The sequence below is a fragment of the Citrobacter sp. RHBSTW-00524 genome, from assembly GCF_013747755.1.
Lineage (GTDB): Bacteria > Pseudomonadota > Gammaproteobacteria > Enterobacterales > Enterobacteriaceae > Citrobacter > Citrobacter braakii.
In genome coordinates, this window is record NZ_CP056421.1 from 1,966,733 (window position 1) to 1,985,971 (window position 19,239).

The 19,239-nt window shown below is 52.2% G+C and carries 15 protein-coding genes; 12 read left to right on the forward strand and 3 right to left on the reverse strand.

All coding sequences use genetic code 11. The annotated features are described in order from the left end of the window. Nucleotides 1-17 precede the first annotated feature (17 nt). Nucleotides 18-77: a type I toxin-antitoxin system Ibs family toxin gene (locus HV229_RS09350; protein ID WP_109017525.1), complete on the forward strand. Its 60-nt coding sequence runs from the start codon at nucleotides 18-20 to the stop codon at nucleotides 75-77. A 99-nt stretch (nucleotides 78-176) separates the two neighbouring features. Here HV229_RS09350 and yegD read toward each other — a convergent pair whose 3' ends face one another. Next, nucleotides 177-1,529 carry a molecular chaperone gene (yegD, locus tag HV229_RS09355; RefSeq protein ID WP_016156931.1) on the reverse strand — a complete coding sequence of 451 codons (1,353 nt, stop codon included), beginning with the start codon at nucleotides 1,527-1,529 and terminating at the stop codon, nucleotides 177-179. A gap of 136 nt (nucleotides 1,530-1,665) precedes the next feature. On the opposite strand from yegD, the gene alkA reads away from it, so the two are divergent. Continuing rightward, on the forward strand, nucleotides 1,666-2,535 hold the full coding sequence (gene alkA / locus HV229_RS09360; RefSeq protein WP_181547384.1) for a DNA-3-methyladenine glycosylase 2: 870 nt from the start codon (nucleotides 1,666-1,668) through the stop codon (nucleotides 2,533-2,535). Here alkA and HV229_RS09365 read toward each other — a convergent pair. Next, the gene (locus tag HV229_RS09365; protein WP_075848513.1) at nucleotides 2,503-5,832 is read right to left on the reverse strand and encodes a diguanylate cyclase; all 3,330 of its coding nucleotides are present in this window, start codon (nucleotides 5,830-5,832) and stop codon (nucleotides 2,503-2,505) included. The two genes, alkA and HV229_RS09365, sit on opposite strands and share 33 nt — an antisense overlap. Nucleotides 5,833-6,147: 315 nt before the next feature. Between HV229_RS09365 and udk the strand changes: the two genes are divergently transcribed. The 3 genes from udk (at nucleotide 6,148) to asmA (ending at nucleotide 9,338) form a co-directional block, all read left to right on the forward strand. After that, complete coding sequence (udk, locus tag HV229_RS09370) at nucleotides 6,148-6,789, forward strand: uridine kinase (protein WP_003036776.1); 642 nt, start codon at nucleotides 6,148-6,150, stop codon at nucleotides 6,787-6,789. Between the two features lie 91 nt (nucleotides 6,790-6,880). After that, nucleotides 6,881-7,462: a dCTP deaminase gene (dcd, locus tag HV229_RS09375; protein WP_003834269.1), complete on the forward strand. Its 582-nt coding sequence runs from the start codon at nucleotides 6,881-6,883 to the stop codon at nucleotides 7,460-7,462. A 25-nt stretch (nucleotides 7,463-7,487) separates the two neighbouring features. After that, nucleotides 7,488-9,338, forward strand: a complete 1,851-nt coding sequence (gene asmA / locus HV229_RS09380; protein ID WP_181547386.1) for an outer membrane assembly protein AsmA — start codon at nucleotides 7,488-7,490, stop codon at nucleotides 9,336-9,338. A gap of 44 nt (nucleotides 9,339-9,382) precedes the next feature. Here the strand turns inward: asmA and HV229_RS09385 are convergent, their stop codons facing one another. Further along, complete coding sequence (locus HV229_RS09385; RefSeq protein ID WP_032943936.1) at nucleotides 9,383-10,966, reverse strand: TerC family protein; 1,584 nt, start codon at nucleotides 10,964-10,966, stop codon at nucleotides 9,383-9,385. A 655-nt stretch (nucleotides 10,967-11,621) separates the two neighbouring features. Here HV229_RS09385 and HV229_RS09390 point away from each other — a divergent pair. The 7 genes from HV229_RS09390 (at nucleotide 11,622) to wcaD (ending at nucleotide 19,235) form a co-directional block, all read left to right on the forward strand. Beyond that, nucleotides 11,622-12,761 (forward strand): polysaccharide export protein, encoded by a 1,140-nt coding sequence (locus tag HV229_RS09390; protein WP_003834266.1) that lies wholly within the window; start codon nucleotides 11,622-11,624, stop codon nucleotides 12,759-12,761. 5 nt (nucleotides 12,762-12,766) lie between these two features. Next, the gene (gene wzb / locus HV229_RS09395) at nucleotides 12,767-13,216 is read left to right on the forward strand and encodes a low molecular weight protein-tyrosine-phosphatase Wzb (protein ID WP_032949610.1); all 450 of its coding nucleotides are present in this window, start codon (nucleotides 12,767-12,769) and stop codon (nucleotides 13,214-13,216) included. Further along, nucleotides 13,213-15,375, forward strand: coding sequence for a tyrosine-protein kinase Wzc (gene wzc, locus HV229_RS09400; RefSeq protein WP_181547387.1), 2,163 nt, complete (start codon nucleotides 13,213-13,215; stop codon nucleotides 15,373-15,375). The genes wzb and wzc overlap by 4 nt, the downstream gene beginning before the upstream one ends. Nucleotides 15,376-15,495: 120 nt before the next feature. Further along, nucleotides 15,496-16,338: a colanic acid biosynthesis glycosyltransferase WcaA gene (gene wcaA / locus HV229_RS09405; protein ID WP_016153592.1), complete on the forward strand. Its 843-nt coding sequence runs from the start codon at nucleotides 15,496-15,498 to the stop codon at nucleotides 16,336-16,338. A 2-nt stretch (nucleotides 16,339-16,340) separates the two neighbouring features. After that, nucleotides 16,341-16,829, forward strand: a complete 489-nt coding sequence (gene wcaB / locus HV229_RS09410) for a colanic acid biosynthesis acetyltransferase WcaB (RefSeq protein WP_016156923.1) — start codon at nucleotides 16,341-16,343, stop codon at nucleotides 16,827-16,829. Next, on the forward strand, nucleotides 16,826-18,043 hold the full coding sequence (gene wcaC, locus HV229_RS09415; RefSeq protein ID WP_181547389.1) for a colanic acid biosynthesis glycosyltransferase WcaC: 1,218 nt from the start codon (nucleotides 16,826-16,828) through the stop codon (nucleotides 18,041-18,043). The genes wcaB and wcaC overlap by 4 nt, the downstream gene beginning before the upstream one ends. Next, nucleotides 18,018-19,235: a colanic acid polymerase WcaD gene (gene wcaD / locus HV229_RS09420; protein ID WP_016153589.1), complete on the forward strand. Its 1,218-nt coding sequence runs from the start codon at nucleotides 18,018-18,020 to the stop codon at nucleotides 19,233-19,235. The genes wcaC and wcaD overlap by 26 nt, the downstream gene beginning before the upstream one ends. Nucleotides 19,236-19,239 lie beyond the last annotated feature (4 nt).

A 19,239-nucleotide genomic window follows, 5' to 3' on the forward strand; every position in this document is an offset into this window, starting at 1 on the left:
AAAATAAGGAAAGGGTTATGATGAAGCAGGTCATCATACTGGTGATACTCTTAGTGATTAGCTTACCGGCTTACTAAGACACCAGGGGGAGGGGAAGCCCTCCCTAACCCTCACTCCTGAAAATAAGCCACAGCAATGGTGATGTCAATACGCGTACTTTTCAGCATGCGAGCCGCTTAGCGGAAAACAACGTCAGCCCAGCGGGCCAGTCCGGCAGTAACGGAACCGAAATCATCGCCCCCCGCGATCGGAATCCCGGGAAGTTGCTGGGCGAGGGCTTTTTTAATCAGCGGCGAACGCGCGCTACCGCCGGTCAGGTAAATCACGTCCGGTTTTTCCTGCGCGTTTTCAAGCGCCAGTTGAACCTGCTCCAGAATGCGCGCCAGGGGCTGATTGAGCGCAGCTTCCAGCCCGTGTTGACTGATATCGGTTGCCAGCGTGTTGCTGATAAACGGTATCGCCGCCGTCACAATGGTCTGATCGGAAAGCGCGATTTTGCTCTCTTCTGCGCTGCGCACCAGGCGATAGCTCAGACGCTCGCGCCAGACTTTAAGCAGTAGGGCGACTTTATCGGCTTCTTTCGCGTCACGGACAAGATCGTTGAGCAAGCGACCGTTGGCGCTACTGTAGAAGTCACTTTGCGCGGGAACATCGTTGATCGCGACCGCGTTCCACCAGGGCAGAATAGGTAAGGCGATCCCTTTTTCCGTTTCTCCCCCCATACCGAGCAGCGGCATCAGATGTTTAAACGCCAGCGCAATATCCAGATCGTTCCCGCCAACGCGGCAGCCGCTATGCCCCAGCAGGCTGTTTTCGCGATCGGCGCGCTGATGCCATTGCGGCCCCATCAGCAGCAGTGAACAGTCGGTTGTACCCCCGCCAATATCCACTACCAGCACGCGTTTTTCTTCCTGCAGCGTGGCTTCGTAATCCAGACCAGCCGCTACCGGCTCGTACTGGAAGACGACATCCTGAAAACCGGCGCGTTTGGCCGCACGTTCAAGAATACCCTGCGCCTGGGCGTTGGCGTCATCGCCCCCTAACCCCTGGAAGTTGATGGGACGACCAATAACGGCCTGGGTGATGGCTTCCGGCAACTGATTTTGTGCCTGATTGCGGATGTGCAGCATCATCGCGCAGACCAGATCTTCAAACAGCGCAACCTGCTGCGGCTTCAGACCGCTGGCACCCAAAAATGATTTTGGCGATTTAACGAAGTACACCTCTTCCGGGTCTTCAATATATTGACCCAGCGATGCCAGACCGAACTGCACGCTGTTGGCGTTAACGTCGATGTCTTCTTCGCGGTTATAGCGCATCGCGCGGCGAAGCAGCGCCTGCGTCTCGTCGTCAGTGGTTGGGATGTCGTGATGGCGATACAGCCACTCGCTGACCGCTTCGCGCGTTGGCGCGCACAGCATTGAAGGCAGAAGCGTGCTGTTATTTTCCATTTTGAGCAGGTGAGGCTGCCCGTCACGCATAACGGCCACTGAACAGTTTGCCGTACCGTAGTCAAAACCAATAAACACCGTAAAAATCCCCATGCCAGTGAAGAAGGGGCGTGACTTTAACGAAATGTTGACGCTCCGACAACTGGAATATGAAAGCAAGGCGCATCGATTGAATACCGTTTATGCTGTAGGTTTGCATAAAAAGGAAAACGGAATGTTCACGCTGAGCTGGCAACCGCCTTATGACTGGCCCTGGATGCTGGGATTTCTTGCCGCCCGTGCGGTTGACGGTGTCGAAACGGTGGAGGAACTGAGTTATGCCAGAAGCCTGTCCGTAGGGGAGCATCGGGGTCTGGTGCGCGTCGTACCGGATTTGCACGCCAATGTGCTACACGTGACGTTAAGTTCGGGATTACAACCCGCCGCCCCCGAGTGCCTGGCGAAAATAACCCGCTTGTTTGATCTTACCTGTTGCCCGCAGCAAATAGTCAGCGCGCTGGGAAGCCTTGGTGCGGCGCGTCCGGGACTGCGCCTGCCGGGATGTGTCGATGCTTTTGAGCAAGGGGTACGGGCGATTTTAGGGCAGTTAGTCAGCGTGGCTATGGCGGCAAAACTGACAGCGAAAGTCGCGCATGCTTATGGCGACACGCTGGAGGATGCGCCAGGGTATGTTTCTTTTCCCACGCCTGAAGCGCTTGCTGACGCCGAACCGCTGCACCTGAAAGCGTTAGGGATGCCGCTCAAACGCGCTGAAGCGTTGATTCACCTGGCGCGTGCAACGCTTGAAGGAACGCTTGCGACAGTAGCGCCTGACGATATTGAGCAAGGTGTTAAGCAACTACAAACGTTTCCCGGAATAGGGCGCTGGACCGCCAACTATTTTGCGCTGCGTGGTTGGCAGGCGAAGGATGTTTTTTTGCCGGATGATTATCTGATTAAACAGCGTTTTCCCGGCATGACGCCAGCCCAGATCCGGCGGTATGCAGAGCGTTGGAAACCCTGGCGCTCCTATGCACTCTTGCATATCTGGTACACGGATGGCTGGCAACCGTCAGTTGATGGCGAAATTACTGGTATTCAGTAGCAGATCCAGCGGTTGGGCGTTGGCGATAATGTCGCCATAAATCATGTCAATACCGATGCCAGAAAGCGCATCCATGATAAGCGGTAACTGCACCGGACCGGCGATGCTTTTAATGTCCAGGCGCTGGGCATGGCCCTGGATAATGGACACCCACATCTCGTCAATCAGGTCTCCGTGAGCGCTGGCGCTTAGCTCGCTGTCAAGCAACAGGTAATCGACAATGTGGTATTTCAGATTGTCAAAAAGCTCTAAATCACGACCGACCTGACTTAACACAATTCGACAACCGAACTGACGTAGCCGATGCAGGGCGGATATCGCCTGCGTTGGATTCGTTTTGATGACGCTGGCCGGAACGGTCAGGTGCAGCAGCCGTGGCGGTAACGGGCTATGTTGCAATTGTTCCAGCAGCTCATCAACAAGTTCTGAATTGAGCAGCCCGGCGGCGGAAAGGGGGAGCGCAACACTAAGGCCCTTGCTGGCGACTGCCGGGGCCGCATTCTGGAAGAATTCGCTGAATACCCGACGGTCGAGCGCTTGATTCAATGTGGGATCGACCAGCCCGGTACGGAATGTTTGCTCTTCAATCACTTCACCTTCAGCGGTCCCTAAGCGTAGCGATATAAGCCAGAAGCTAAACGTCTCAGGTATACGAGGAGAAGCCACGCCTCTGGCGATCATCAGCATCGGGCTGTGCATAATGGTATGCTTTTGTTCGTCCAATGACAGTTGGCTACGCGCGGCATGCGCCTGGCTTTGCTGGGGTTCATAGACGCAGACACGCCCACGTCCGCTGTTTTTCGCCGCGTAGCAGGCGATATCCGCCTGAGACATGACGTCAGTCGCAACATGGTTTTTGTCATCAATCAGCGTAATTCCCGCACTGGCGCCAATGCGGTGCAAGCGGCCATCCCACATGAAGTGGTAATCGTTAATAGCACTGATGATGCGACCTGAGATGAAGCGGGCGCTTTCGATATTACAATCCGGCAGCAACAGACCAAACTCGTCGCCGCCAAGGCGCGCCAGCATATCGCTGGACCGCAGCATGCTTAGCATCAGTGAAGAGAGTTCGCGCAGCAGGGCATCGCCTGCAGCATGACCTGCGCTATCGTTCACCGCTTTAAAACGATCAAGATCGATAAAAACCAGCACATGACTCTGGTGTGCGTCGTGCACCGTATGCAGCAACTGTTTGAGATGGTTTTCAAAGCTGACCCGATTGGCCAACTGCGTCAGGTCGTCATGCGAAGCGCTGTAGCTAAGCTGGCGCAGCATCTTACGTGACTCGGTGACATCCTGAATGACCAGCACCGAGCCAATGCTGCCGCCATCAAGGGTGCTGAGGGGCGTGATGCTGTACTGAATGTCATAACTGTTGCCGTTGCGACAATGCAGGACGACTTCCTGCTCCATTGCCTTACGTGACATGTCGGCACTGTAGATATTTTCCATCAGCGGACCGTTATCGCCGAAAGTAATACGCAGTACTGTCAGGAGCGGAATGCCAATTGCGTTTTCCTGCTGCCAGCCGCTCATTTTCTCAGCGACCGGATTCATAAAGGTCACATTCATGTCGACATCAATACAAATCACCGCCTCGCCGATGGAGTCCAGCGTAATATGCAAACGCTCTTTTTCTTGAAACAGCGCTTCGTTGAGCTGTTTCACCTCGGTCATATCCATATTGATGCCAAGTAAGCGTTCAACTTCACCGTCTTTATTCAGTACCCGGTTGGCCAACGAGCGGATATGCCGTATGCCACCTTTTACTGCGATACGAAACTCAAGCTTAAACGGGGCTCGTGCGGCCAGCGAATCGCGAATCACATTTTCGGCGTGTTCGCGATCTTCAGGCACAACGCATTCATACCAGACTTGCCAGCTGGGCTTGATATGTGCCGGGACTTCGTAGAGATCGAACATACGCTTATCCCAACTGATTACATCTGGCTGCAGTTCCCATTCCCAAATGCCGATCCCCCCGGCTTCATTCGCGAGCGTAATGCGCTCCATCAGCCGTTTGTTCATCCACTCGGTGTGTTTCAGATCGTTAATATCCTCAATCTGCGCAATAAAGTAGAGTGGGGTGGTGTCGCTATGGCGCACCAGCGAAACGGCCAGCAAGGCCCATACCACCTCGCCTGCGCGCGTGTAATAGCGTTTCTCCATGGAATAGCTGTTAATTTCCCCGCGCGCCAGCATGTTTAACTGTTCGAGGTCATTGTTCAAATCTTCCGGCCAGGTTAATTGCTGGAAGGTGAGCGAACGTAGCTCCTCCTGGCTATAGCCCAGAAACTGGCACAAGGCTTTATTGGCCTGTAGCCATTGCCCCTCAGTCCCGACCAGCGCCATGCCAATTGCGGAATATTCCATAGCATTGCGAAAGCGCGCTTCGCTTTCTGAGATGTGCTTGCGTTCTGCCCGAAACGCGTACATCACCATGGTCATCATATTGGCTGGCAACAGGATCATCAAAAACGGCAGCCACGGTATGCTGGTCATCATGTTCTGTTTGGGGGTGTAGAGCAGCGAAGGGTCAGCGGCCAACATCAGCGAAACCATCATCACGGTGCTGAGGAAAATTAAAAACGCCTCCATACGCGGCAGACGGACAGCGCTCCACATCAACAGGACAATAACGCAGGTAAACGGCCATGGAATGAACATCATCGACAGCCAACTGAACGTTAACGTCACCAGAAGCGTAATCAGAGTTTCAAGCAGTAATCGCGGATTGCGGTGGCGCAGCAGATAATGTGGCTTAAACAGTAAACCTAATGGTACCAGCGCCAGCGCGCCGATGGATTCTGAAAGCACCCAAATGAGGAAGGTATTTAACGACGTTTCTTGCGGTAATAATAACCAGAGTAATACGCCGCCCAGCAGCGGAGGGACCACTGCGCTGCCGAATGCCAGGCGCGCCCAGTCGTTGAGATTTTGTAAAGGATTGTACCAGGGCAGCAGTTTGCGCAATAACATTGCCCCCACGACAGCCTCAATAATGTTGATGGCCGTGTAGGTAAAGCTAAGCGACTCTCCGGGGAAGAAGAGCAAAGAACCCGCGATGTTACCCAATGAGCACGCCAGCGCGATCCCCGGCCACATTTTTCCCGCATGACGGTAAAAAGCCACCATCATGATTGAGGTCGGAAACCACAGCGGCGCCAGCTGCGCCCCGAAACGAGACAGTTCCAGCGAGAACAGCGTAAAGATGAAAGCCACCAGACCTAAACTGGCCAGGCGCAGTAGAGGATGAGGTAAGGTAACTAAAACATGTTGGGATTGTTTACTCATTACCACTCTACCCAAATAGCCGTTGTCGCCCAGTAGAGATGCCGGACGCATCACATTTAATCTGGGTTTATGCTAGTACAAATAATTTACAATTTATACGCCAGCTGCTCATAAATTAACACTCTCAAGCTATTAATTACTAAGGCTGGCGAATAAATGTAGCGCATGCTTTAAATATGACCGTTTTAATTTGCGACAGGGAAGGCATTGGTGCAGCCTGGGCTGGCGTCGCGCCGCTGAAATCCCTATAATTGCCGCGTTTGGCGTTTCGGCGCCGCCCTTCCTAACATCCAGGTTAATCAGGTCGCTAAATTTATGACTGATCAGTCCCATCAGTGCGTCATTATCGGCATTGCCGGCGCATCGGCTTCCGGCAAGAGTCTTATTGCCAGTACTCTTTATCGCGAATTGCGTGAACAAGTCGGTGACGAACATATTGGCGTTATTCCCGAAGACAGCTATTACAAAGATCAAAGCCATCTATCGATGGAAGAGCGTGTAAAAACCAACTACGACCATCCGAACGCGATGGATCACAGCCTGCTGTTCCAACATCTGCAAACGCTGAAACGCGGTAGTGCCATTGAGCTGCCGGTGTACAGCTACGTTGAGCACACGCGCACGCAAGACACTATTCATATCGAACCCAAGAAAGTCATCATCCTGGAAGGCATTTTGCTGCTGACGGATGCGCGTTTGCGTGATGAGATGAACTTCTCTATTTTTGTTGATACCCCGCTGGATATTTGCCTGATGCGCCGTATCAAGCGCGATGTGAACGAACGTGGTCGTTCAATGGATTCAGTGATGGCGCAATATCAGAAAACCGTCCGTCCAATGTTCCTGCAATTTATTGAGCCTTCAAAGCAATACGCCGACATCATTGTGCCGCGCGGGGGTAAAAACCGCATCGCTATCGATATTCTGAAGGCTAAAATCAGTCAGTTCTTTGAATAAGTTCAGCGAATTGTGTACCGTTCAGTGATAACCTGGTTCACCCTTAACGCACCTGGCATTAAGGGTTTGAAGCACGAAAGGAGAAAGTGCCATGCGTTTATGTGACCGAGATATTGAAGCCTGGTTGGATGAAGGTCGCCTGTCGATCACTCCACGCCCTCCTGTCGAGCGAATCAATGGCGCCACGGTAGATGTGCGTCTTGGCAACAAATTCCGTACGTTCCGCGGTCATACGGCGGCGTATATCGATTTGAGCGGACCGAAAGATGAAGTCAGCGCCGCGCTGGATCGCGTGATGAGTGATGAAATCGTCCTCAAGGACGGCGAGGCATTCTTCTTGCATCCGGGTGAGCTTGCGCTGGCAGTAACGTTCGAATCCGTGACGCTGCCTTCCGATCTTGTGGGTTGGTTAGATGGCCGCTCTTCGCTGGCGCGTCTGGGACTGATGGTACACGTCACCGCACACCGTATCGATCCGGGCTGGTCTGGCTGCATCGTACTGGAGTTTTACAACTCCGGAAAACTACCGCTGGCCCTGCGTCCTGGCATGCCGATTGGCGCATTAAGCTTCGAACCGCTTTCCGGTCCGGCGGCGCGACCTTACAACCGTCGTCAGGATGCAAAGTATCGCGATCAGCAGGGCGCCGTTGCCAGCCGGATCGATAAAGACTGAGTATTTTCAGTCCATTGGGGATAGCATGAGACGATTTCTGACGACGCTGATGATCCTACTGGTCGTGCTGGTGGCCGGTTTTTCTGCGTTAGTACTGTTGGTGAATCCGAATGATTTCCGCGCATATATGGTCAAGCAGGTTGCTGCGCGTAGCGGATATCAGCTGCAGTTGGATGGCCCTCTGCGTTGGCACGTATGGCCACAGCTGAGTATCCTCTCGGGGCGCATGGTGTTAACGGCTGAAGGCGCCAGCGAACCCCTGATTCGTGCCGACAATATGCGTCTTGACGTCGCGTTGTGGCCGCTGTTGAGTCACCAGCTCAGCGTGAAGCAGGTGATGCTCAAAGGCGCGGTGATTCAACTGACCCCGCAAACTGAAGCGGTGCGCGGCGAAGATGCGCCCGTTGCCCCAAAAGACAATACGTTGCCCGACCTGGCTGAAGACAGAGGATGGTCGTTTGATATTGCCCGCCTGCGTGTTGCCGACAGTGTTCTGGTATTCCAGCATGAAGACGATGAACAGATCACGGTTCGCGATATTCGTCTGGACATGGAACAGGATAATCAGCACCGCGGCACGTTTGATTTCTCCGGGCGCGTTAACCGCGATCAGCGTGACCTCGCATTATCCTTCAACGGCAGCGTTGATGCCTCCGACTATCCGCATAACTTATCCGCGAATATTGAGCAGCTAAGCTGGCAACTGCAGGGGGCCGATCTACCGACGCAGGGGATCAAAGGTCAGGGACAGTTTCAGGCGCAGTGGCTGGAAGAGAAAAAACAGCTCGCGTTTAGCCAGATTCATTTGACCGCTAACGACAGCTCTCTCGCCGGGCAAGCTCATGTGACATTGTTGGATAAACCAGAATGGGCCGTCGACCTGAAGTTTGGTCAGCTCAATCTGGACAATCTGCTCGTACAGCGTGAGGCTGTGACGACGAACGGTGAGGTTCAGCAAGGTCAGAGTCAGTCAACGCTGGCGCGCCCCGTTATTGCTTCTCAAGTTGATGCCGTTTCGTATCAGGGACTGAAGGGATTTTCGGCAGACATCGCGTTGCAAGCTGACAAAGTGCTGTGGCGGAAAATGGTGTTTGACAATGTCTCGGCAAAAATTGACAACCAGTTCGGCTTATTGAACGTTACGCAGTTGCAGGGGAAAAGTGACGGTGGGCTGGTGTCGCTTCCTGGTATGCTGGATGCCAGAAAAGGACAACCGCGAGCTGTCTTCCATCCGCGCCTGGAAGGCGTAGAAATTGGTACTATTCTGAAAGCCTTCAACTACCCCATCGCCCTCACCGGTAAGCTATCACTGGCAGGGGATTTCTCTGGCTCAGATATTGATGCCCAGGCGTTTCGTCATAGCTGGCAAGGGCAGGCCCATGTCGAAATGAGCGATACGCGAATGGAAGGAATGAACTTCCAGCAGATGATACAACAGGCCGTCGAGCGTAACGGTGGGGATGTTAAAGCTCAGCAAAACCTGGATAACGTGACCCGGTTGGATCATTTTGTAACCGATATGACGCTGGATAACGGCGAGGTTACGCTGGATAACATGGCGGGTGAGTCGGCGATGCTGGCGCTGACCGGCAAGGGAACGCTGGATCTGGTGAAGCTGAATTGCGACACGCTGTTTAACATTCGCGTGCTGGGCGGCTGGGATGGCGAAAGTAAGCTGATTAACTTCCTGAAGGCTACCCCAGTTCCTCTCAGAGTCTACGGTCAGTGGCAGGCGCTAAACTACAGTCTGCAGGTCGACCAGATTTTGCGTAAGCATTTGCAGGATGAAGCGAAACGTCGCCTTAACGACTGGGCCGATCGCAATAAAGACTCCCGCAACGGTAAAGATGTTAAAAAGTTGCTGGATAAACTCTGATTCATATTGCCGGATGGCGGTCGATGCCGCCTCCGGCTCGTGATTTACACCTCGTAATCCATCTCTTCTTCACTGTGCAGCGGTATCAGTTGTACTTTTTGCACGCGATGATTTTCCACCTGCAGGGTTTTTAGTCGATAGTCGCCAACCTGAACTTCCTCCCCGGTTTTCGGGATGCGCTGCAAATACTCCATTAACAGTCCGGCAATGGTGTGATATTCACGCTTATCATCTAACGGGATAGGCACGTACTGCACCAGATCTTCCAGCGGCATGTGTCCGTTAGCGGTCCATGAACCATCCGCGTTTTTCTGAATGTCATGGCGGGCGTCAATCTCCTCTACCTCATTTGGCAGGTTACCGGCGATGGTTTCCATCACATCACTCAGCGTCACAATCCCTTCGACGGAACCAAATTCATCGGCTACAAACGCGAAATGCGTCCGGGCATTACGGAACTGCTCAAGCGCCGGAAGCAGCGGCAAGGTCTCCGGGAACACCAGCGGCTGGCGAATCAATACACGCAGGTCGAGCGGTTCGCCGCGCAGAGACTGTTGCAGCAAATCGATGACATGCACCACGCCCAGCAGTTCCTCCTGCTCGTCTTCGCCAGTGACCACCAGACGCGTATGCTGGTTTTTTTCCAGTAAGGCGCGGATTTCTGCTTCGGGCGCATTGAGGTCGATATGTTCAATATCGTGGCGCGAGGTCATGATACTGCTGACGGTACGCTGATTGAAGTTCAGCACACGTTCAATCATCCGCCGCTCCTGAGGCGCAAAAATCTGACCTTCATGATGATCCGCCAACATCGCCGCGGTTTCGGCATCCAGTTCAGCATCTTCTTTTTGCCCGCTCAGCAGCCGCATTACCGCCTCGGCGGTGCGCTGGCGCAGAGTATGGTTGGCTGAGAGGAAGCGACGACGGTTAAAGATAGCCAACTGGTTCAATGCTTCGATCATGACCGAGAAGCCGATGGCCGCGTACAGGTAACCTTTCGGGATATGGAAACCAAACCCTTCGGCCACCAGACTGAAACCAATCATCAGCAGGAAGCTCAGACACAGAATAACAATAGTTGGATGGCTGTTAACAAAGCGCGTCAGCGACTTGCTGGCCAGCAACATCAGGCTGATGGCAATAATGACTGCCGCCATCATCACCGCCAGGTGATCGACCATGCCAACAGCGGTAATGACGGAATCCAGAGAGAAGATGGCGTCCAGCACCACGATCTGCGCGACCACACCCCAGAACTTAGCGCCTTTACGCTGGGTGGGGTTATCGCTGTCTTTCCCTTCCAGCCGTTCGTTGAGCTCCATAGTGGCTTTAAACAGCAGGAAGAAACCACCGAACAGCATGATCAGATCGCGGGCGCTGAAGCTGAGATCGCGAATGCTGAACAGCGGCGTGGTCAGCGTTACCAGCCAGGATATTGATGCCAGCAGCAGCAGGCGCATAACCATCGCCAGCAGTAGCCCGGTAATACGCGCCTTATCCCGCTGGGCAGGAGGTAGTTTCTCCGCGAGGATGGCAATAAAAACAAGATTATCAATGCCAAGAACAAGTTCGATCACGATTAACGTGACCAGTCCGGCCCAGATTGACGGATCGGCAATCCATTCCATAGTAAATGCTATACCCATAGTTGTATGACAATTGTCACAATTCGATCATGGGTAAAACTGGCGAAAAATGCAATGGCGAGAAGGGATTTCTCTGTCGGTTATATCAGAACTGATGCAGGATAATAGCCTTAATGTAACTACAGGAAATGATTTTATTAATCTAAATATATTTAGGAAATATCGCAGGTGGAATATTTCTATATCAACATTGTCAATATCAATAAAATCCTAAAAATATATAAATCCTACGCTTAATATTAATCTTAAAAGCCAGGTATCGGCGGTTTGTTATCTTGCCTGATATTCGCATAGCTGCAACAATTCTTGCGGTAATAATCAAAAGATAAATATTTCCTCATCAATCAGTGGCGCCATTCCCGATGCGTTAACGCTGTAAATGTGATGAAAATAAAGGAGAAGATAAAAATTTAAATTAATCAGTGCATTGGTAGCTAGTGAAGCCAGGGGCGGTAGCGTGTCTGGTCGCCTGAAACAAGCCTAAATTATTCTGTCAAGAGACCGCAGATGAATTCATTTTTTTTAGGACAGATGCCAGTTAAATTCCTTTTCAATTAACGGCAAGGTAAATACGTACAGGCGAAGTCGCTATTTAGATTGCATGTGATAAATACTCTGCCAAAGTGATAAATAATCAATGATGAAATCCAAACTTAAATTGATGCCAGTATTGGTATCGGTAATCTTGATAAACGGTTGTACCGTGCTTCCGGGCAGCAATATGTCTACGATGGGCAAAGATGTGATTAAACAGCAGGACGCTGATTTTGATATCGATCGCATGGTGAATGTTTATCCACTCACGCCACGGCTGGTCGAACAATTACGTCCTCGACCAAATGTTGCACAGCCTAATATGTCGCTGGACCAGGAGATTTCCGGATATCAGTACCGGGTAGGCCCGGGGGATGTCCTGAATGTGACCGTCTGGGACCATCCTGAACTCACCACGCCAGCCGGGCAGTACCGTAGCTCAAGCGATACCGGCAACTGGGTGCAGCCTGATGGCACCATGTTTTACCCCTACATCGGCAAAGTCAGCGTGGTGGGAAAAACGTTGGCAGAGATTCGTAGTGATATTACCGGGCGCTTAGCGAAGTACATTGCTGACCCGCAGGTGGACGTTAATATCGCCGCTTTCCGCTCGCAGAAGGCCTATGTCTCCGGGCAGGTGAACAAATCCGGCCAGCAGGCCATCACCAACGTGCCGCTTACCGTTCTCGATGCCATTAACGCCGCTGGCGGTCTCACCGAGGCAGCAGACTGGCGCAACGTTGTGCTGACTCATAAAGGGCAGGAGCAACGCATTTCACTGCAAGCGCTGATGCAAAATGGCGACCTGAGCCAGAACCGTCTGCTCTATCCTGGCGACATTCTGTTTGTTCCGCGTAATGACGATCTGAAAGTCTTCGTAATGGGGGAAGTGAAAAAACAGAGCACCCTCAAAATGGACTTCAGCGGCATGACGCTTACCGAAGCGCTGGGCAATGCCGAAGGTATTGACCTGACCACCTCCAATGCCAGCGGCATTTTCGTTATTCGACCATTGAAAGGTGAGGGCGGGAACAACGGCAAGATCGCCAATATCTATCAGCTTGATATGTCCGATGCGACGTCGCTGGTGATGGCAACATCATTCCGACTCCAGCCATACGATGTGGTGTACGTCACTACCGCACCGGTTGCTCGCTGGAACCGTTTGATCAATCAGTTGCTGCCGACTATTAGCGGTGTTCGCTATATGACGGACACGGCCAGCGACCTTCACAACTGGTAATCATCATGTTTAACAAAATCTTAGTTGTCTGTGTGGGGAACATTTGTCGTTCCCCGACGGCAGAGCGTTTATTAAGGCAATTTCATCCGGCGTTAACGGTCTCTTCAGCCGGTCTTGGGGCGCTGGTGGGGAAAGGCGCGGATCCGTGTGCTATTAGCGTGGCGCAGGCGCACAACCTGTCACTGGATAATCATTGTGCCCGGCAGATCTCGGGACGCATGTGCCGGGAGTATGACCTGATCCTGACCATGGAGAAGCGCCATATCTCTGCCCTGTGTGAAATGGTACCGGAGATGCGTGGCAAAGTGATGCTTTTTGGGCACTGGGACAGCGAGCGCGAAATTCCCGATCCGTATCGTAAAAGCCGTGATGCGTTTGACGCGGTGTACGCATTACTTGAACGGTCTGCCCGCCAATGGGCTCAGGCACTGAACGCAGAGCAGGGAAAACAATGACAGAAAAAGTTAAACAGTCTGCTGCGCCGGTAACGGGCAATGATGAAATCGATATTGGTCGTCTGGTCGCAACGGTAGTGGAAGCCCGCTGGTGGGTTCTTGGCATTACCGCGGGCTTTGCATTGTGTGCCGCGGTCTACACGCTGTTCGCCACACCTATCTACAGTGCGGACGCGCTGGTGCAAATTGAGCAAAATACCGGAAATTCACTGGTGCAGGATATTGGCTCGGCGTTGTCGAACAAACCGCCGGCCTCGGAAGCGGAAATTCAGCTCATTCAGTCGCGACTGGTATTAGGGAAAACGGTAGACGATCTTAACCTCGATATCGCCGTTACCAAAGATACATTCCCTATTTTTGGCGCGGGCTGGGACCGGCTGATGGGCCGCCAGAACGAAACGGTTAATGTGACCACCTTCACGTTGCCAAAGGCAATGAATGAACAGACCTTCACGCTCAATGTGCTGAATGACAAAAGCTATCAACTGGTGAGTGACGGGGGTTTTAGCGCCCGGGGGCAAGTCGGCAAGGTGTTGGAACATGATGGCGTGACGATGCTGGTTGAGGCGATTCATGCCAGCCCGGAGAGCCAATTTACCGTCAGCAAATTCTCCACGCTGGGCATGATAAACACCCTGCAAAATAACCTGATGGTGACGGAAACGGGCAAAGACACCGGCGTATTGAGCCTGACGTTTACCGGCGAAGACCGCGAGCAAATCCGCCAGATCCTCGACAGTATTACCCGCAACTATCTGCAACAAAACGTGGAACGTAAATCCGAAGAGGCCGCCAAAAGTCTGGCGTTTCTGGCAAAGCAACTGCCTGAGGTACGTAACCGGCTTGACGTTGCTGAAAACAAGCTGAACGCCTTTCGTCAGGATAAAGACTCCGTGGATTTGCCGCTGGAAGCCAAAGCGGTGCTGGATTCGATGGTGAATATCGATGCGCAACTGAATGAACTGACCTTTAAAGAAGCGGAGATTTCCAAGCTGTTCACCAAAGCGCATCCGGCGTACCGCACGCTGCTGGAAAAACGCCAGGCGCTGGAAGATGAGAAAAGTAAGCTGAACGGGCGCGTAACGGCGATGCCGAAAACGCAGCAGGAAATTGTTCGTCTGACGCGTGATGTGGAGTCCGGTCAGCAGGTCTATATGCAGTTGCTGAACAAGCAACAGGAACTGAAGATTACCGAGGCCAGTACGGTCGGAGATGTGCGCATCGTCGATCCCGCGATTGCCCAGCCAGGCGTACTGAAGCCGAAAACGACGCTGATTATTCTCGGCAGCATCATTCTTGGTTTGATGCTTTCAGTGGTGGGCGTATTGCTGCGTTCCCTGTTTAATCGCGGCATTGAAAGCCCACAGGCGCTGGAAGAGCATGGCATCAGCGTGTATGCCAGCATTCCACTATCAGAATGGCAAAAAGCTCGCGATAACGTGCAAACCATTAAAGGCGTGAAACGCTACAAGCAAAGCCAGTTGCTGGCGGTGGGGAATCCGACGGATCTTGCGATAGAAGCGGTCCGCAGCCTGCGTACCAGCCTGCACTTTGCCATGATGCAGGCGCGCAACAACGTCTTGATGCTGACCGGCGTCAGCCCGTCAATTGGTAAAACGTTTGTCTGCGCCAACCTGGCGGCGGTCGTTAGTCAGACCAACAAACGCGTGCTGTTGATCGACTGCGACATGCGCAAAGGCTATACCCACGAGCTGCTGGGGACCAATAACGTTAACGGTCTGTCTGAGATCCTCATCGGCAAGGGGGATATCTCATCCAGCGCGAAACCGACATCGATTCCACATTTTGATCTGATCCCTCGCGGACAAATTCCCCCCAACCCCTCCGAACTGCTGATGAGTGAACGCTTTGGCGAACTGATTGCATGGGCCAGCTCGCACTATGACCTGGTGCTGATCGATACCCCGCCAATACTGGCGGTGACCGACGCGGCTATCGTGGGGCATCACGTTGGAACCACGCTGATGGTGGCGCGTTACGCGGTCAACACGCTGAAAGAAGTGGAAACCAGCCTGAGTCGCTTTGAGCAAAACGGCATTCAGGTGAAAGGGGTGATCCTGAACTCGATCTTCCGCCGTGCCAGCGGGTATCAGGATTACGGTTACTACGAATACGAGTACACCTCGGATTCGAAATAGATTACGAACATTGCCGGATAGCGGCCCACAAAAACATATTTATACCCTAAATAATTCGGGTTGCAGGAAAGCCAACGCAGATGCAACTTGAAGTATGACGGGGATATCTGGGAAACGAAAATGACGACAGACAACCCGCTAATTTCAATTTATATGCCCACCTGGAACCGTCAGCAACTGGCCATCCGGGCGATTAAATCGGTACTGCGCCAGGACTATCCTCACTGGGAGATGATCATTGTGGATGATTGCTCTTCCTCGTATGAGCAACTGCAGCAATTTGTTGAAGAGCTCAACGATCCGCGTGTGTCGTATACGCGTAATCCCACTAACTCCGGAGCCTGTGCGGTGCGTAATCAGGCCATCATGCAGGCCAGTGGGCAATATATTACGGGTATTGATGATGATGATGAATGGACGCCGAACCGCCTGAGCGTATTTCTCAATTATCGCCATCATCTGGTCACGCGGGCGTTTCTGTATGCCAATGACTATGTCTGTGAGGGCGAAGTATATTCGCAGCCGACCAGTTTGCCGCTCTATCCGAAGGCCGTTTATTCACGCCGTAAATTTTATAAGCGCAATATTATTGGTAATCAGGTGTTTACCTGGGCCTGGCGGTTTAAAGCATGCCTGTTCGATACCACGCTGAAAGCGGCGCAGGATTATGACATTTTCCTGCGTATGGTGGTGGCGTATGGCAAACCGTGGAAGGTAAAAGAGGCAACGCAGATCCTGCATGTGAATCACGGTGAAATGCGTATTACCTCATCCCCGCATAAATTCTCCGGCTACTTTCAGTTCTACCGTAAGCACAAAGGCAAATTTGACCGGGCCAGCAAGAAATATCAGCTGTTTACCCTCTACCAAATCCGCAATAAACGGATGAACTGGCGCACGTTGCTGACGCTGCTTTCTGTTCGCAATAGTAAGCGCCTGGCCGACGGACTGCGAGGACGCTAAGTATGCTGGAAGATTTACGCGCGAACGGCTGGAGTCTGCGACCCTGCTGCATGGTGGTGGCCTATCGGATTGCCCATTTTTGCTCCGTCTGGCGTAAAAAAAATGTCTTGAACAACCTGTGGGCGGCGCCGGTGCTGGTGATGTATCGCCTTATCACTGAATGCGTGTTTGGCTATGAAATCCAGGCCGCTGCATCTATTGGTCGTCGTTTCACCATCCATCATGGCTATGGGGTGGTGATCAATAAACACGTGGTGGCGGGGGATGATTTCACCCTGCGCCACGGCGTCACCATCGGCAATCTTGGCGGCAACGATCTGTCCTGTCCGGTCATCGGTAACGGCGTTGAGCTGGGGGCCAATGTCACTCTGCTTGGCGGCGTTGCCATTGGCGATAACGTGACGATTGGCGCCGGGAGCGTCGTCGTGGATAGCATCCCGGACAATACGTTGGTCGTGGGCGAGAAGGCACGGGTGAAGGTAATAAAATGAAGATATTACAGTTTAATGTGCGACTCGCAGAAGGCGGGGCGGCAGGCGTGGCGTTAGATTTGCATCTGAGGGCGCTGGAGAAAGGGCTGTCATCGCGTTTTGTCTACGGCTATGGCAAAGGCGGTAAGAAAAGCGTCAGCCATGCGAATTACCCGCAGGTTATCAAACATACGCCGCGTCTGACGTCGGCGGCGAACATTGCGCTGTTTCGTTTCGCGAACCGCGACATGTTTGGCAATCTCGACAAGTTGTACCGTACGGTAACCCGCACTTCCGGCCCGCTGGTACTGCATTTTCATGTGTTGCACAGCTACTGGTTGAATCTGGAAGAGGTGGTCACCTTTTGCCAAAAAGTGAAGGCGCATAAACCGGATATCACCTTCGTCTGGACGCTGCACGATCACTGGAGCGTGACCGGGCGCTGTGCCTTTACCGATGGCTGCGAAAGCTGGAAAACGGGCTGTCAGAAATGTCCAACGCTTAGTAACTATCCGCCGGTAAAAATCGATAAAGCCCATCAACAGTTGCCTGGTAAACGGCAGATGTTTCGCGCCATGCTGGCACTGGGCTGCCAGTTCATCTCGCCCAGTCAGCATGTGGCCGATGCATTCAACAGTCTGTATGGCGCCGGTCGTTGCCGCATTATTAACAACGGCATCGATGTGGCAACGGAAGCCATTCTTGCCGAACTTCCCGCTAAGCATGAGGAAAGCGGCAGACCGAAAATCGCCGTAGTGGCCCATGACCTGCGCTATGACGGAAAAACCAGTCAGCAACTGGTGCGAGCGATGATTGCGCTCGGAGACAAAATTGAGCTGCATACCTTCGGCAAATTTTCTCCGTTTGTCGGGGATAACGTCATCAATCACGGGTTTGAGAGCGATAAGCGCACGTTGATGAGCGCGCTTAACGAGATGGATGGGCTGGTGTTCAGCTCGCGCGTTGATAACTACCCGCTGATTCTGTGCGAAGCGCTTTCCATCGGCGTACCGGTTATTGCTACGCATAGCGATGCCGCGCAGGAAGTACTGGCGAAATCGGGCGGCAAAACGTTCAGCGAAGCGGATGTTTTGCACCTGGTGCAACTGAAAAGATCAGACATTGCGCAGGCGGTATTTGACACGTCGCTTGCCGCGTTCAGCCAGCGCAGCCGGGTGGCATACAGTGGGCAACAGATGCTGGAGGAGTATGTCTCGTTCTATCAGAATCTGTAGCTATCTGGTGCTACCGCTGCTTTATCTGCTGGTTAACGTCAAACTCGCCCAGCTTGGCGAGAGCTTCCCGATAACTATCGTCACGTTTTTGCCCGTTCTGCTGTTGCTGTTTGTCGAGCGCATCAATATTAAAAAATTAATGATTGCGCTGGGCGTGGGGGGCGGACTGACGGCGTTTAACTATCTGTTCGGACAATCACTGGATGCCAGCAAGTACGTGACGTCCGCAATGCTGTTTGTCTATACCGTGGTAATTATCGGTATGGTGTGGAGTATTCGCTTCAAAACCATTTCGCCGCATAACTACATTAAGATCTTGCGTTTTTTCTGGCTGGTTGTGGGCCTGGTGGTGGGGTTAGCTGCGGTGGAAATGGCGCAGATAATTCTTAGTGGTGGCAGCAGTTTAATGGAAGTTATTTCGAAATATCTTATTTACAGTAATAGCTATGTTCTGAACTTTATTAAGTTTGGCGGGAAGCGTACCACTGCACTCTATTTCGAACCGGCATTCTTCGCTCTGGCGTTAATCTCAATTTGGCTCAGTATCAAACAGTTTGGTATCAAAACGCCTAAGTCCGATGCTATGATTCTGGCAGGGATAATATTATCAGGATCGTTTTCAGGGGTAATGACATTTATTTTGTTTTACCTCCTGGAGTGGGCGTTCCAGTATCTGAATAAAGATGCGATAAAAAAGAAGTTGCCGCTGGCGATAATCTCATTAAGCGTGTTTGTCGTTGGTGTGATATTTGCGTTTCCGTACATCGCGACACGGCTTGGAGATTTAGGAACTGAAGGCTCATCATCGTATTATCGTATCGTGGGACCATTAGTAATGGTCGGTTATTCGTTACTTAACGTTGATGGGGTAGTGAGATTCGGCTCACTTTATGAATATGTTGCGTCATTCGGAATTTTTAACGGTGCAGATGTTGGTAAAACGATAGACAATGGCTTGTATCTGCTGATTATTTATTTCTCATGGTTCGCGGTGATATTAGCCCTGTGGTACATGGGGAAAGTCATGAAGATGATGATCAATGCGTTTGGTGATAATCAGAATTATCGGGTGCAGCTTTATCTTTTTACGCCGCTGTCGCTGTTTTTTACAGGTTCAGTATTTAGTCCGGAATACGCATTTTTAATTGTATGTCCGTTTATTTTGCGCAAGGCGCTGAATATAGCGAGGTAGAACG